We start from the raw sequence: 15,099 nt of genomic DNA on the forward strand, positions 1-15,099 counted from the left end.
AGGAAGAAGTGATGAAGGACTATTACTCGGGGAAGTCAGTTCTGGTGACCGGCGGTGCATCATTTATCGGCAGTCATCTGTGTGAAAGCCTAGTGGATGCCGGTGCGCGGGTCAGCGTGGTGGACGATCTGTCTAGTGGCCGAAAAGAAAACCTGTCCCTTATCCAGGATCAGATTACGTTTTTCGAAGAGGATTTGCGCGAATACACCGTCTGCAAAGAGGTGACAAGCGGACAGGATATTGTCTTTCATCTCGCCAACATCCACGGCGGGCGAGGGTTTATCGAGACCCATCCCGCTGAAATCTCGCAAAACTTGGTCATCGACGGGAATATGTTGCGTGCCTCGCATCACAACAGCGTCGATCATTTCAGCTACACAAGTTCGGCCTGCGTTTACCCGACGAACCTGCAAGTATCCGATACAGAAATGCAAGAACGCTATCTGTCCGAGGAAATGGCGAATCCGTTTATCAAGGGAGCGGCCTTAGCGGATGGCGAATATGGCTGGGCCAAACTGATGGGCGAAATGGCCCTTTCGGCCTACGGAAAGCAATTCGGGCTCAAGGGCGTCTCCTGCCGACTGTTCACTGTGTACGGCCCGCGGGAAAACGAGAGCCACGCCATTATCGCCTTCATCGCAAAAGCAGTTTTGGGTATGGATCCATTCGAGGTTTGGGGCAGCGGGAAGCAGGACCGGAACTTCACTTACGTTTCAGACGTCGTCAATGGCTTGATGCTGGCCACAATGAAGATCAACGATTGTCGTGCGGTGAACATCGGAACAAATGAAATAACCACAATCGCGGATGCTGCAAGATTGGCGTGCGAGATTGTGGGGCACACCCCCTCAAAGGGTTTCTTTTTTGACACCTCGAAACCAGAAGGAGTGCATGCCAGAGCGGCAAGCACAATGGCCCAACAAGACTGGCTCGGCTGGTCCCCTGAGGTATCCTTCGAAGACGGGCTTCGTGAGACTATTCAGTGGTATACAGATCAAGTCGATCGCGGCGATTTGGCTAAAAACTTGCCGGAGTTGCTATTCGAGAGATAGCATAAACACCTAGCGGTTGACCCGCGTGACCAGGGCGCCGAATTGACCCAGGCGCTTGGGGAGGTCTCAGACAGCTCCAAGCGCGCGCACGAATCTAGGATTGTTGCTCGTATAAAACTATCTTGGATCGCTACGCGGACCTCCTGATCCTGGTGCTTGGGATCTGATATCCGATCAAAGACAGCGAGCGTCCTTTTGATGCCGCTAATGTATTGTGCAAGCCGACAGCAACGACGATGCTGCTAAGATGGCAACCGAAATCGAGTTCTCTTTCGCAACACTGAGTGAGCCTGCGCGACGGCACATTCGGGTGTTCCAGTTCCACCAGTTCCTTGACCGTTTTGCGATGGGGTTGACCGTCGCCGTTGTTGCTCTGGCCTTGACGGATCGGGGTATGGACCTTTTTCAGATCTCGCTTCTCTTCGGGATCTATGCGCTCACGACGATGGCGATGGAGCTGCCGTTTGGTGGCCTCGCCGACAGTATTGGCCGCAAGCCGGTCTTTTTGACTGCGGTTGTCGCCAGCTTGATTTCACTGGCGCTGTTTCTGTCGACGCGTGAGTTTTACGTTCTGGCGCTCTCATTCGCTTTCATCGGTTTCGGACGCGCGCTCAGGTCTGGCACGCTTGATGCCTGGTTTGTCGAAACCTTCAGGGCCATCGCGCCCGATGTGGATGTCCAGCCCGCACTGGCCAAAGCGCAATGGGCCAATGCCATCGGCCTGGCCATCGGGGCCGTTTTGGGCGGGCTTCTGCCGGACCTCTTGGGCGCGGGCGCGAAGGACCTTGGGTTCAGCAGCTATGACGTGTCTTACCTGGCGAGCTTCTGTGTGATGTTGGGCGTGTTTGCCTTCACGATGTTGGCCATTGTCGAAACACCGCGCCCCGTACATGTCTCGGCTCTGGTGCGTGGCTTCGCCAAAGTCCCAACGGTGATAAAAGACGCGAGCCTTCTGGCGCTGAAACATCCGGCCCTGTCGATCCTATTGGCAGCGTTGGCGTTTTTCCTGATGGCAACCAACCCTGTCGAGGTGATCTGGCCGACCTATGCAAGACCCATGTTGACCGAGGGCTATGCAAACACTGTCATCGGGATCGTGACGGCGAGCTATTTCTTCTCAATCGCTCTCGGTGCATCTCTGTCGCCACACATCAGCCGGATCTTCAGGCGGCGGCACGCCCTGACGTTGGCGGCGAGCTTTGCATGTTTGGCAGCCGTTCAGATCGCATTGGCATTGCAGGGCGGCATCATCGGCTTTGTGACAGTATTTATCCTGTATTCCGTGATCCTTGGCATCTCAGAGACGCCAGCCAGCAGCATTCTGCATCGCTGTGTAGAGGACCGTCAGCGGTCGACCCTGCTCTCTCTGAGGTCGCTGATACAACAGTTGGGGGCCGCATTGGGTCTGGTGTTGGCGGGAGCCATCGCTGAAGCCGTCTCGACACCTGTCGCATGGAGCGTCGGCGCGGTGTTTCTGTTGATTGCCGTGATGCTGGCCTTGGTGTTGATCAGACGACTGGCCGACAAAGCCTGAAATCGCGCGCATCACCCCGCCGATCTTTTCGCGAGCGCTGAGGGCAGAGCGGTGCTTGACAGGTTTCCGTGGCAGCGCATCCTTGAAATCGAAGGGCGGACCATTGTCGGTGAAGCCCTGCGCAATGGCATAGCGAAAGATCCGGCCAGCGGCTGACCTTACGCAACACGCGAATTCGTTGCGCCCCTTCGCATCCATCTGCCTCAGCGGGACGAGGACATCCCCTGCGGAAATCTGGTTGATGGGATACCGGCGCGCCTAGGTTGGCACGGTGGGTTTTTTGACCTACCGCAGGCCAAACCCAAAGATATGCACGGGCGAACGTACGAGCGCTTGCATCGCAACGCAGATGATGCTGCGCGGCAAGCCCGCGCTTTGGTCGTGGAGCGCGACGGACACGCCCCCGCGACAAGACGCTTGATTACGAGCCTGATGGATGTTGACGACACAGAGACACGCCAAAGGGGGACACGGCGCACAGGCGCCAGAAATACCAGACATATCAAACGCTTAATGTGATGAAATGGTGCTCCACACGGCTCCGCATTTGAGGTTTAATTGATTGTAATGATGTCGAAAAATAAATGTGGTTATTCCATGTACCCCGAAGTGTACCCCACATAGGGATTTTGCCTCGGGTTCGATGCCAGCTAACGCTGAACTGAGAATGTACTGCCGGGCGCAAAACCAGATCTAAATCTGTCCCGCGAAAGGGAGGGAGTAACAGCCTCTCCCACTTCGCCCTGACGGTATGCGTGTTGCACATGCGAACGCAAGACTTATGATTGCGCCGACTTTGCAGCGGACCCCCATTGATTTCAGGCACTATCCAAAGTCTGATCGACCAGATCTGGAACGCATCCTGGTCTGCCGAGGCCTCCAACCCGCGCACCGTGTGATCGAACAGCTGACCTTCCTCATGTTCATTGAGCGGCTTGACGATCTGCACACCGTCGTAGAACGCAAATCCGAAGACCTGGGCACCCCCACGTCCCGCAGCATTTTCCCTGCAGGCACGGACGACAAAGGCGAGCCCTTCGACAACCTGCGCTGGTCCCGCTTCAAGCACTTCGAGGCCCGCGAGATGATGCGCATCGTTGATGAGCACGAGTCCACATTAACCGGTGTTGTGTGATGTGCGGACGGCAGCTCTGCGCAGTTTGTGTACCTTGCAAAGTCCGCATTTCGACCTGAGAACGTAGCCCTCTACCGCTGCGATGCCGCGTGAAAAGCGGTCATTGATGCAAGGTACGGCGATTTTCTGGGCTTGGGCGGCAGCACTGCGGGACGAAGCGCCATTTCGCTGCGCCTGCGCCAATGGCGGCTTTACAATCGCAAACCAGTTATAGAGCCTCTCCACATTTCCCGTCAGAAATTGCATAGGTTTCCAAGACATAGCGCCCGACCACATCCCCTGAAACGACGCGTACAGCAATGAAGTTTGGATCTTCGATACCCGTTTGTTGCTGTACGAATGGAATGACAGATGGCGCATAGTAATTGCAAAGCGCCAAAAGGAGATCATCCACGTTTTCACTACCGAACAATCCGTTGGGAACTGGATCAGGTTGGATGCGCATCTCTATTCCCCCACCGTGAGACGAATGAGACAACACTCCCGTATCAACCAATTGCCATTTTACATCTTGTGCGGAAACGGGCAGCGCGACGGGCAATAAGAAACTTACGAGTATCGTACAACGTCTCATTTAGGAACCTATCCCATACATCCTGATATCCCTGAAGCGGACATTGGAGCATGGTGCAACATCGGTCAACCTCGGGCTCACTGCAGCCGTTCGCCGCGCCAGCGCACCAAACCGGGACTGAAACCGGAGATCAAGGTCGGCTGAGCGGGACAAAGTGCGCCTTCGCCGCGGCCGCGCGAATGGCCGCTTGTGGTTCCTGTCAAAAACGGTGATTATCGCCGGTGACAAAAACGTACAAGTTTTGACCATTTCGTTAGCACAGTAGAAGTGAGCGTTAAAGGAACATCAGCTTCGAAAAGATCGCCCATTTTAAGACCTCGCAGTCGCCAAAAGTTGTAAATCGCCTAAAATGGGTTAGCCTCAATGAGAAAATCTTCAGTTAGGAAATTGAAAATGGATTTTATGAGAAACACACTGTTGTTCGGCTTACTTTTATCACTTCCTTCAACCATTCTGGCTCAACAATCTGGCGAAATCGAAGTTTCACCTGAAAAGATTATTTCGAGGTTTGAATGCAAGCTCGACGCGCCTCTGGATAACGTTTTTCAGGCGCTTGCTGATGTCGAAAATCATAGCAGAATTCTAAGCAACATCGTGAACAGAACCGTTGTAAGTCGTGAAAAGCTCAGCTCGGTTTTGAAGGAAAATGAAGTGTTGACGGTGTCTACCGTGGTAGAACCAGAGGAACGAATTGCTTTCGCCCTATTCCGGCTGTTTCCGCCAAATCGCGTCGAGGAGGAAATGTTAACTGATCCATTTTTTAGTGCTGAAAGTGCCGCAGTTGGACCTCAAGACAGAAAAAAGGGTTCCATTTACTGGGATTTGACGGACGCGGATGGCGCTACAATCGTGGAGATTTACTCTGAGTTCGCACCCCGAACGGGACGAGTTTATACGGCGGAACGCGTCAACAGGATTTGGTCAAGCCATTGTGAACTGCTGCAAGCCGATGCTCTTTCACGTTAGCCTTTTGGAGAAGATGTTTCATAAGCCTTATCCATTTTACCAACCTCAATATCTCAACACCGGACAATAACCTCCTGCCAAAACCCATGGGTCAAAAACGGTCGTTTTTGTCACTGGCCACTGTTTCACCAGAACCATTGAAAAATCTTGTGCCACAAACCCTTGGCGAAACTCAGTTTGATTTTGTCACGTTTTTGTCCGTCGGCTGAAGACCGGACATTCGTATGAATCGCGGAACCCGTCTTGTTGGGCTCGAAGCGGACTTGCGGCGGTGCAGAGCGAAGTTTTTCGGGGCCTACGACCGATAAGCGGGACGAAGTGAGCTTTCGCCGCGGCTGCGCCAAAGTCGGCTTCTGAATTGGAATATGCCGAACGCGTCAATGAATTCCGGCTAAGGATTCTTCACTCTCCTAGCGCCGATGTGTATCACGCCAATTTCTGTCTTCGATCCGCTCGTTCTCGGCGTTTGTCCGGTTCACTAAGTCTAGATCCGTTGCCTCCATTCCTAGCGGAGGGTTCTTAGGATCATACCTCGGGGGGAGGAACAAAGCTGTTAATTTTCGGAAGAATTCAAACATCAATCAAACCATTTTGTTGTCAACCAGCGTGCGTGAAACTCGGTGTGACCTACCTCTGAATTCCAGTGTTGCCATCACAGCGCATTGTTGCTGGTCTCGTTCAAGCCACGAAAGAGCTCTGCCAACCTAGGTGGGGCGCAAGGGCGTGACAAGGGCTGAGCTAAAGACCTCCGCAAAGCTGGAACGGTAATGTTTGAGAACGCGGCCCGCGAGGATTTTCTGGAGAGCAGACATTTAGGACGGATGCAGCATACGACACTCTTGGGCTCACTGCCGCCGTTCGCCGCGCCAGCGCACCAAACCGGGACTGAAACCGGAGGTCAAGGTCGGCTGAGCGGGACCTTTAGGACCTTCGCTGCAGATGCGCAAAAGTCCGGTTTGGCCAAAGTTCAACAAACGGTCGTTTATGGCTCAACGCAAACCCGCAGTAGAATGCACCTGCGTCAATCGGTCTTGGGGAACTGCAAGGCCAAAGGGTTTGCGCGCTTCGTCGCCAGATCGAAGCGGATGACGCCGAGAGGGGTTCCGTCCGAGGCCCGCACGACGGCGCGGTGGTTGGCAATCTGATGCAGGACCGCGTCGTAGACCAACGTCAGGGTCTGGCTGGGGTCGGCTAGAACCGACGCCGTCACCTCGACCTCCTCGTACGCGCCGACGTCCGGGTCATCCTCGCGCAGCAGCCGGACCTGGTCGAGAGCGACGGGGAGCGAGTTGCCGTCCGCCGAGAGAAGCTTCACATGCGCTCCGAAATACGCGCCGACAGCTTCCGCCTCGGCCAGCGTCAGCGCCTCGGCGTCTGTGAAAGATGCTTCGGGCATTGCGAGGTCGAGGTCCGACAGCGCGACGCGGATGGTGAGTGTAAGGCGGCCCGGCGCGGCATCGACCGTGATCTCGGTGTCGGGCATCGGATGAGCGACCGCAGGTTCCGCTGCGGCCAGCGCGGCCAAGAGGCCGACCGCCAGCAGCCGCACCTTATTCATTGCCGCCGTAATCTGTCGCGCGATCCCGCCAGATGGAGTGCGGATGGACCCCCGGCAGCGAACGGCCGGGCTGCATTGAAAACTCGATCCAGACCGAAGGCCCGTCGATGCGGACGTAGTCGTTTTCTTCGTCCACCATGGTCGACCCCGAGAAGGACACGAAGGTCTCGGACAGGTCGGCCTCATAGCCGTCCATGATCGCGTCCGCGTCGTTGGCGCTGACATCCCGTACATAGGTTGCGATCGCCGCGAGGACCAGTGACTGCTGATCTCCGGTCAGGTCGCCGACCCGGACGCCCTCCTTCTCGGTGGGGAAGTTGCCGTCTTTCTGCGGCCCGACGACCACGTCGGTGAAGGTCTGCGAAAGCGTCGCCGTGTCCCGCTCTTCCGGTGTGAGGGCGCCAAGCATGGCGGCGAAGGCGGCCTGCTCCTGCGACATCGGATCGTTCGTCCGTCCGTTCATCTCGAACGGCCCGAAGGGCTCGACCCCGCGGAACGAAGGCGTTGCACCAGCAAGTTCTCCGTCCACAAAGGTAGCTGCGACGGAGGTGTGGTGGCCGCCGAACTGGAACTCCCAGGTTCCCGTCCCGGACGGTTCGCCAAGGAAGGCGACCTGGAAGTTGCTGGACGAGAAGCCCGCCTCACCGGTCTCCTGAAAGAGGAAGTCGTCGGCGTTCAGGATTTGCTCGACCTCGTCGTAGCCCTCGTCCCTGACCATACTGAGAACCTCCATCAGCATCGTCTTGACATAGCCCAGTTGCGCCGCGTCGAAGTCGCCGAGCGTCGGACCGACGCGGTCGCGGTAGCCCATCGGGGGAAAGTTGCTCCATTTCCGGGCGTCCTCGACGGAGTAAGGAAGCTGCAGCTCGGCCAGCACGTCGGACGTCACCATCCCCTTCAGTCCGTCTGCCAGGCAGACGAGGCGCACATGGCCCTCCTGTCCGCAGGCCTGCTGCGCTGCCTCGACTGATACGCTGCCGATATCGATGTTTTCGTTGCGGTACTTTTCCGGCAGCGCGCCGCCGGGCCCGCCGGGGGGCGCGCCGGACCCGCCCTGCTGGGTTTGAGCGCTTGCAGCCTGAACGGTGCAGATGAGAAGTCCGGGAATGATGCGGCGCATGGGTGCAGATCTCCAAGTCGTCATTTTGTTAAATAAACCGGAGACCGGACTCGGCAACCCTCGTGACCAAAGCAGAAACGTTCGTTTTGAAACGACTGAAAATGGTACAGTTCTTCGCTATCAAAAATCCCGGTCAAAACCCATATGGTTCTTGAACTATTTTTCCTTCAGCATGATAGCAGACATTCGCCGCGATGCGGAAACGCGGTAATGAGGGCTCACAGCCGACATTGAGGGCAAAAAGCCGCATTTGACAGCTTGAATGTCCGCTTCCGGGAAGTCGATACGTGATTTGTGCATGTGCGGCAACCAGAGCCAACCTCCCTCCGCAATGGTCACTTTGGGCTGAGAGCGGACATAGGTCCCAGGGGCATGTGTAACGCCCCACCCCGCGCTTCCAGCCCTCTCCGGACATTCGCCAGAAGGGTCAACGATGCGGTGTGGCTACCCCGAAACAGTCATTCAGGGCATCGAGCAGCATGGTTCGGAGGCCCAAGGTCGGGAGTGCGGACGGAGCGGACGCTGGCGCCCTGACAAGGCGCGCATAGTGCTACGCGCGTTCTATCGCTCTTCGCATGTTGGTGCCTGTCGGAGTGAACCCTGCCGACAAGTACAGGTTCTTTGCAATGCTGTTGCTTGCTGCAACACGCAGTCGAAATTCGACAAACTCGGTTTCCGAGAACCACTCATTCAGCGCTGCCAGGGCAAGGCGAGAAAACCCTTTCCCCCGATATGGCGGCAAAATGCAGAAGTCGCTGATGAACACTGTTTGGTTTTCCGCGTTCGGCTGGCACCAAAGATACCCGATAGGGGTGTCCGCGTCGTCCCGTTTTGCGACGATGCACAGCAGAACCTGACCCATTGTCTCGACGCCCTGTTCAAAGCTATCAGTAATCGCCTGCGCGGCTTGTTCTGTAGCTGTCGGGCTGTCAACGTCATAATTTGTGGAGATTTCCGCAGCATAATCCGGAACAAAATAGTCAACATAGCCCGGAAACTCGTCAGACCTCATTTTCCGTAGCTCAACCATCTTGGTGCCAATCTCCTGCCAAATGAACGTGCTGCAGAGAGCAGCATTCGTCGCGTAAACCTAACTACGTGCCTTAGGCTCTATGTACAAGTTCGACGCAGATGTCGTGAAAGCGCTCGTGCCCGACCTTCACTGCGCCGCAAGGCCAAGCGCCTGGTCGCCCCTCGTGCGGCGTCGCTCGCGGCCCAAAGCGGACTTTGACCGTACTGTATATCGCCGCACCGCAGCTTATCCGAACCGGACCTCGGCTATGAAACGCAGTATTTGTCAGGGTCCAAGACTGCATTGCGGTTCGAGGACGGTGCTTGGAGAAACACGCTACATTAAAAACTTAAGTGACCCCTGGGTCCCTGTAGGTTACAACCCCATCACCTTACCAAGGCGCTGCTTTAGTCCACAATAGAAGAACGAAATATGCCTGAAAGAATTCCTGCGAAAGGCAATCAGCCAGTGTTTGTTGCAAAAAGCAAAGCCATTGTCTTTGCTAAGCGTTTCAAATCTCCAGTCGTTGCTATCATCCCGGACACGAACAACTGGAACGACTTCGGCCGGGGGTATTTTGCGAAACTTTACATCGTCGAGGGGAGTTCTGAATTATTTTCCGCCCACATTCGAATTATGTTCGAAGGGCATGACCGAAGCGAAATAGCCTTGAAACATTACATCGAAGATTTCGGTGAGATTTTCCCTATTCGGAAAGTGAAAACGCCGTTCGTTTCTTTGCTCCCAGAGGAAGAAATGTATGGTCAGATGATCAATATACTGGGCTTCGACCAAGGAATTTCAGCCCTACGCAGGCTCAATGATGCAGTGGTTTTGCGGCTTGAAGGTAATCAGGAAGCATTGATCCACCTCACATACGGCGAAGAATTCTCTATCGGCGTGCTGCGTTACGGAGGAGCGTATTCAGCACTTCGGCGAGGAGCGAGACATTTCACTCCGCATCCCCGCCCTGCCGTGGAAGACAGCGCACAGGAGCTTGAGTTTGTAACAAAGCTGCCGAATTCAGAAAATGAGATTGCTGTTGGCTTTGACTTTACAACTAAACCGGTGTTTCGAGATCGAATTGCTGTTTTGGTTGGCCAGAACGGAACCGGTAAGACACAGTTTTTGAAATCTATGGTTGATGGCTTAATCAACAGTAGTGGCGCAGCCGATCAAAAGACCATACCTCGCTTTACCCGACCGACGAATATTCATAGAGCGTTGGTTTTCTCCTCGGTCCCGACAGACCCATTCCCTCGTCGCATCGGAGCTTGGGAAGGCATAGATTACGACTATTTTCCGTTAAATACTTCAACGAACGACGGGTCCGAGACATTGCTTGAATCTTTAGTTGCTTTGAGATTTGAAGCCAACGACATTAGCTTTAGCGATGGTGAAGAAAGAGAACGACTGGACATCCTGTTCGACGTTCTCACCGGGATCGGCCTAAAAAGGTTATGCCTTCCACTTCGAAAACGCCAAGAAAAAGATGATTTGCCCGGCGTCATTGAGATCGAGGGTAACAGTTATTTGCCAGTCAAGCGCACGCTTAACGAGCAGAACACGCTGGCCGCTTATCAACAAATCGAATGGAAGGGCACTCCAACCGTGATGGATGAGGCAAAGGTGCCGCGAGAATTGAGTAGTGGCGAGGTTGCGATGTTACGCTTTACGGCACAATCGATCGCAGCTATCGAGACAGGTAGCCTTTTGTTGTTGGATGAACCAGAAACCCACCTACACCCCAAATACGTTTCGGACCTGATTGAAGTCCTGTATTCATTGTTAGAAGCAACCAAGTCTATTGCAATTATTGCGACGCATTCAGCATACATCGTCCGCGAAGCTTCACGAGAGAACGTCAAAGTCCTTAGCTTGAAAGATGGTATACTTTCTTTCGATACCCCGAGAATGCAGACTTTCGGTGCGAGCATCGATACGATCTCACAATTTGCGTTCGGAGACACAAATGAACAGCACCATTTTCAAAAAGTTCTTGTTGATTGGGCGAAGTCGGTCGAACCAGATATCGGGTTAGATGGCATCATAGAAGAGTTCGGAGAACATCTTAATTCGGAAAGCCTTTCTTTTATTGCTCGCTCTCTGAACGAAACTACCGAAAAAGACTAGAAAAATGAAATATCTACCGCACCCGACGTCGGCCCGGGACGACTTTCAAGTGGTAAAGTCGGCTTGCAAAAAAAATGGCTGGACAAAAGAACAACCTGATTGGATAAAGGCATACGTCAAATATTATCAGTCAAAGGGTGATCCTTGGTCGCTATCGCCCGTCCTGTTTTCTAAGCCCTTTTCTGACCATCAATACAAACTATACGACAGTCGAAAATCGGGGGGTCCAATCAAGCGAATTCGCGCAACGAGGAACCTTCTCTCTTGCCCCGTCTGCGGTTCGAGTACGACGGGTGACGTTGACCACTATCTCCCCAGAACTGTATACCCAGAATTCTCAATAATGAGAGCCAATTTGGTACCTTCCTGCACTCACTGCAACTCAGGCGTAAAGGGAAGTCACGTTAAAGGCAAAAAGCCGCAGCGCTTTATCCACCCCTACTTTGATGATTGGGCGGACAAAGCGATTTGGCACATTGAGTTCATTGCCCCCTTTGAGGCGGTACGATTCAGACCTACACCAAACAAAAAGCTGCCGTCTGACAGACAAAAAATTGTGGATTTTCATCTTAACCATGTGTTGGGCGAGCAATTTCACCGTTCAATGGATAATAGATGGGCTACGCTCCCAATTCTGCTAAAGTTGACCATCAAACATTCGAAGAAAACCACCAAGTCTACGCATAAGGCCCTTCAGGAAGAGCTCCGGAAAGCCAAAGCGACAACCGGAAAAAATAGCTGGGACACGGCGTTTTTCCGAGGCCTTCTAAAGAATAGTCATGCTATCGACTACTTGCACGATCTCCGGCTCACCGAAGTTAAACCTTTGCCAGAATAATCTTTTCTTCTACCCGCAGATAGCGCTGGGGCTTTCCTATATCTGTGCAAGGTGAACTACAAAGGTCCGCTTTTATCACCAGCACCATTTGATCTCGCAACGGCAGCAAATGTCTACTATCCGCCCGGACTATGGATTCTGCACAGACAAAGGATCGGAGAATCGCGTCCGCTTTGGGCTGAGAGCGGACGAAGCGACCCATGCTTGCTATCACATAAGCGCGTTTGAAGCTTCGATTTCAGTCGCCAGCTGTCGGCATTTCACACCGGCCCACTCATGGGCGTCTGCGCCGAACAGCAGCCGTCGGACAGGATCATCTGAGGATGATTCAGCGACGATCCGCGCGGCAAGATCCTCAGGGTCGTTCTCCTGGGCACCGTTCGCCTGGGAAATGAAGGTCCGGAAAGCGGAAGCCGCCTCGGCATAATCCTCGATTTCCAAATCGCCCTGCCGCGCGGTAGATGGGTCCAGAAAGTTCGTTCTCATCATCCCCGGCTCGACGATCAGGGAACCGATGCCGAGCGGCGCGATCTCTTCGGCAAGGCCTTCGATCCACCCTTCGAGCGCAAACTTGGATGCCGAATAGATCGACCCACCGGGGTTGGCGACCAAGCCATTCACGGAAGAGATGGTCACCACAAGACCCGAACGCTGAAGACGCATCGTCGGCAGCACCGCACGCGCCACGTTCATTGCCCCGAACAGATTGATCTCGAACTGCCGACGCACGTCCTCGTCCCGGATCGTCTCGAACCACCCGAGCTGCGCGCGACCGGCGTTGTTGACCAGCACGTCTATTCGCCCGAAGGCCTCGATGGCGGCGTCATTGGCTTTTGAAATGACATCGGCGTCGGTCACGTCGAGCGGCAATACGATCAGATTGCCCTTCGGCGCCGAAAGGCGTTCGGCAAGTCCCTCCACGGTTCGACTGGTTGCCACGACCTTGTCGCCTGCGCGCAACGCGTCCCTGGCGATGAAATACCCCAGCCCTTTCGCGGCGCCGGTGATGAACCATACCTTGTCCGTCATTGTCTCAACTCCTTTTGATTTACTGCTCACATACTAGATGATCTTTGTATCCCCTGATTAGATGCTTGAAAATTGTTGCGATCAGTAGTCATTCTAATGAATGGACCCCCGCAGATTCTCCGATCTTATCATTTTCAGCCGCGTGGCAGAGGCGCGCAGCTTTACCGCGGCGGCGCGCAGTCTGGGGGTGACCCAGTCCGCCGTCAGTCAGACGGTCAAGCGTCTTGAAGGTGAGCTGGGCATAAGGTTGCTGTCTCGTTCCACGCGCAGCCTGACAGCGACGGCGGCGGGCGAGCAATTGCTTACCACGCTTGTTCCGAACCTCACGGAGCTTGACGCGAAACTCGCGGAGCTCGAACGACTGCGCGAGGAACCGGGGGGACGGCTCCGAGTGACTTGCGGCAAACACGCCGCAGATACGCTCGTCTGGCCTGCCTTTTCCCGTCTGATTGGCGCTCATCCCGGAATCGACGGCGAACTGAGCGTCGACGACAGATACGTCGATATCGTCGCTGAGCGGTTCGATATCGGGATACGGATGCGCGACCATCTGGAGATGGACATGATCTCCGTCCCGGTGGGACCGCCCTTGCGCACTGTCGTCGTAGGGGCTCCCCAGTATCTTGATGCCTTCACGTCTCCAGGCACCCCGCGCGAAGTATCCCGACATCGCTGCATCGGCTTTCGAAACGCAGGCGGCTCCCTGTCGCCGTGGTCATTCGAAAAGAATGGCCACACCGAGACGGTGAAGGTCACGCCATCGATTGTCGTCAACGACGGTGACGCGCTCGTGGCGGCGGCTTGTGCGGGTATGGGACTGGCCTACATGCTGGAAGACATTGCCGCGCCCTTCCTGGAGGACGGGCGACTTGCCGAGGTCCTCGCAGACTGGTCGTCATCGTTCCCCGGCTATCACGCCTTCTATTCAAGCCGACGCCATCCGCCCCGCGCAGTCACGCTTTTCCTCGATCTCTTGCGACAGGACACCTCAGCATGATCGGTGCTTAGGCTGTAATGTCTATGAAGGGCTCGAAGAGGACCTCGGATGCGTTGCAGCATCCTGTGATATGCTGGTTCGGTCAACGTTGGGTTGTCGATGTGGGAGGGATTGGCGGATCGGAGGATCAGTCATGGAAACACCAAACTTACCTGCCATTCGCGCGCTTCGCCCCGCCTGGAACAAGGGCCGCATTGTCGGTCAGAAACGCCCATTGAAGCCAAAGCATGTCTGGGCGATCAGGGTTCGACTTGAGCTTGCTGAGAACCACCGCGATCTGGCGCTGTTCAACCTTGCCATCGATAGCAAGCTGCGCGGCTGTGATCTGGTGAAAATGAAAGTGGTCGATGTCATGGCGTCCAGCCAGATCAAAGAGCGGGCGTCAGTGTTGCAAAGCAAAACCCAGAAACCCGTGCGCTTCGAGATTTCCGAAGGGACGAGAGCCTCACTCGCGAAATGGATGGAAGATCCATTGATGGTTGGGTCTGAGTTCCTCTGGCCGGGTCGGTTTCACGAGCGGTTACACATCTCAACCCGCCAATATGCCCGGATTGTGCGGGACTGGGTTTCATCGATTGGACTGGAATTGACTGCTTACGGCACCCACTCTATGAGGCGCACAAAAGTCACACAGATCTACAAGAAGACTGGCAACTTGCGGGCGGTCCAACTGCTGTTGGGACATACCAAGATGGACAGCACGGTGCGCTATCTTGGCGTTGAGTTGGAAGACGCCCTCGCTATCGCGGAAGCCATCGAAATTTGAACGTTTGGGCCGTCTTCAGAGACGGCCCTCTCCGGACATTCGCCAGAAGGGTCAACGCTGCGGTGTGGCTACCCCGAAACAGTCATTCAGGGCATCGAGCAGCATGGTTCGGAGGCCCAAGGTCGGGCGTGCAGACGGAGCGGACGCTGGCGCCCTGACAAGGCGCGCACAGTGCTACGCGCGTTCTATCGCTCTTCGCATGTTGGTGCCTGTCGGAGTGAACCCTGCCGACAAGTACAGGTTCTTTGCAATGCTGTTGCTTGCTGCAACACGCAGTCGAAATTCGACAAACTCGGTTTCCGAGAACCACTCATTCAGCGCTGCAAGGGCAAACCATCGGACGGTGAAGCTTTTCCCATTCTTCGCCCGCATTTCGCGAGCATCC

General features: G+C 54.9%; 13 protein-coding genes and 2 pseudogenes. 8 read left to right on the top strand and 7 right to left on the bottom strand.

The window, feature by feature from the left end; all coding sequences use genetic code 11:
• Positions 1 to 11 precede the first annotated feature (11 nt).
• The gene (locus tag TRIHO_RS08475; protein ID WP_068241997.1) at positions 12 to 1,052 is read left to right on the top strand and encodes an SDR family NAD(P)-dependent oxidoreductase; all 1,041 of its coding nucleotides are present in this window, start codon (positions 12 to 14) and stop codon (positions 1,050 to 1,052) included.
• 247 nt (positions 1,053 to 1,299) lie between these two features.
• On the top strand, positions 1,300 to 2,586 hold the full coding sequence (locus TRIHO_RS08480) for an MFS transporter (protein ID WP_068241999.1): 1,287 nt from the start codon (positions 1,300 to 1,302) through the stop codon (positions 2,584 to 2,586).
• 87 nt (positions 2,587 to 2,673) lie between these two features.
• Here the strand turns inward: TRIHO_RS08480 and TRIHO_RS24415 are convergent.
• A pseudogene (locus TRIHO_RS24415) lies at positions 2,674 to 2,829 on the bottom strand (phage integrase central domain-containing protein); the annotation flags it as partial.
• A gap of 538 nt (positions 2,830 to 3,367) precedes the next feature.
• On the opposite strand from TRIHO_RS24415, the gene TRIHO_RS08485 reads away from it, so the two are divergent.
• Complete coding sequence (locus TRIHO_RS08485; protein WP_068242001.1) at positions 3,368 to 3,721, top strand: hypothetical protein; 354 nt, start codon at positions 3,368 to 3,370, stop codon at positions 3,719 to 3,721.
• Between the two features lie 208 nt (positions 3,722 to 3,929).
• Here TRIHO_RS08485 and TRIHO_RS23690 read toward each other — a convergent pair whose 3' ends face one another.
• Positions 3,930 to 4,295 carry a hypothetical protein gene (locus TRIHO_RS23690; RefSeq protein WP_131811188.1) on the bottom strand — a complete coding sequence of 122 codons (366 nt, stop codon included), beginning with the start codon at positions 4,293 to 4,295 and terminating at the stop codon, positions 3,930 to 3,932.
• A gap of 393 nt (positions 4,296 to 4,688) precedes the next feature.
• On the opposite strand from TRIHO_RS23690, the gene TRIHO_RS08490 reads away from it, so the two are divergent.
• Positions 4,689 to 5,261, top strand: coding sequence for a hypothetical protein (locus tag TRIHO_RS08490; protein WP_068242003.1), 573 nt, complete (start codon positions 4,689 to 4,691; stop codon positions 5,259 to 5,261).
• A 1,021-nt stretch (positions 5,262 to 6,282) separates the two neighbouring features.
• Here TRIHO_RS08490 and TRIHO_RS08495 read toward each other — a convergent pair.
• The 3 genes from TRIHO_RS08495 to TRIHO_RS08505 all read right to left on the bottom strand — a co-directional run bounded on the left by TRIHO_RS08495 (position 6,283) and on the right by TRIHO_RS08505 (position 8,969).
• A complete protein-coding gene (locus tag TRIHO_RS08495) occupies positions 6,283 to 6,819 on the bottom strand; it encodes a hypothetical protein (protein WP_131811189.1) in 537 nt (178 codons plus the stop codon).
• Positions 6,812 to 7,939, bottom strand: a complete 1,128-nt coding sequence (locus TRIHO_RS08500; RefSeq protein ID WP_068242006.1) for a DUF3500 domain-containing protein — start codon at positions 7,937 to 7,939, stop codon at positions 6,812 to 6,814. Before TRIHO_RS08500 ends, TRIHO_RS08495 begins: the two co-directional genes overlap by 8 nt.
• 550 nt (positions 7,940 to 8,489) lie before the next feature.
• Positions 8,490 to 8,969, bottom strand: a complete 480-nt coding sequence (locus TRIHO_RS08505; protein WP_082705075.1) for a GNAT family N-acetyltransferase — start codon at positions 8,967 to 8,969, stop codon at positions 8,490 to 8,492.
• A gap of 414 nt (positions 8,970 to 9,383) precedes the next feature.
• Here TRIHO_RS08505 and TRIHO_RS08510 point away from each other — a divergent pair, with 414 nt between their 5' ends.
• Together TRIHO_RS08510 and TRIHO_RS23695 are read left to right on the top strand one after the other, a co-directional pair.
• On the top strand, positions 9,384 to 11,084 hold the full coding sequence (locus tag TRIHO_RS08510) for an AAA family ATPase (RefSeq protein ID WP_082705076.1): 1,701 nt from the start codon (positions 9,384 to 9,386) through the stop codon (positions 11,082 to 11,084).
• A 4-nt stretch (positions 11,085 to 11,088) separates the two neighbouring features.
• Entirely contained in the window at positions 11,089 to 11,922 is an 834-nt protein-coding gene (locus TRIHO_RS23695) for an HNH endonuclease (RefSeq protein ID WP_131811190.1), read from the top strand.
• Between the two features lie 210 nt (positions 11,923 to 12,132).
• Here TRIHO_RS23695 and TRIHO_RS08520 read toward each other — a convergent pair whose 3' ends face one another.
• Positions 12,133 to 12,951, bottom strand: coding sequence for an SDR family oxidoreductase (locus TRIHO_RS08520; protein WP_068242011.1), 819 nt, complete (start codon positions 12,949 to 12,951; stop codon positions 12,133 to 12,135).
• A gap of 100 nt (positions 12,952 to 13,051) precedes the next feature.
• Here TRIHO_RS08520 and TRIHO_RS08525 point away from each other — a divergent pair, with 100 nt between their 5' ends.
• Together TRIHO_RS08525 and TRIHO_RS08530 are read left to right on the top strand one after the other, a co-directional pair.
• Positions 13,052 to 13,948, top strand: a complete 897-nt coding sequence (locus TRIHO_RS08525) for a LysR family transcriptional regulator (protein WP_068242012.1) — start codon at positions 13,052 to 13,054, stop codon at positions 13,946 to 13,948.
• A 133-nt stretch (positions 13,949 to 14,081) separates the two neighbouring features.
• Positions 14,082 to 14,714 carry a tyrosine-type recombinase/integrase gene (locus tag TRIHO_RS08530; RefSeq protein ID WP_068242026.1) on the top strand — a complete coding sequence of 211 codons (633 nt, stop codon included), beginning with the start codon at positions 14,082 to 14,084 and terminating at the stop codon, positions 14,712 to 14,714.
• 174 nt (positions 14,715 to 14,888) lie between these two features.
• Here TRIHO_RS08530 and TRIHO_RS24050 read toward each other — a convergent pair.
• Positions 14,889 to 15,099: pseudogene (locus TRIHO_RS24050) on the bottom strand (hypothetical protein); the annotation flags it as partial.

It is taken from the genome of Tritonibacter horizontis (assembly GCF_001518015.1).
Taxonomy (GTDB): domain Bacteria; phylum Pseudomonadota; class Alphaproteobacteria; order Rhodobacterales; family Rhodobacteraceae; genus Epibacterium; species Epibacterium horizontis.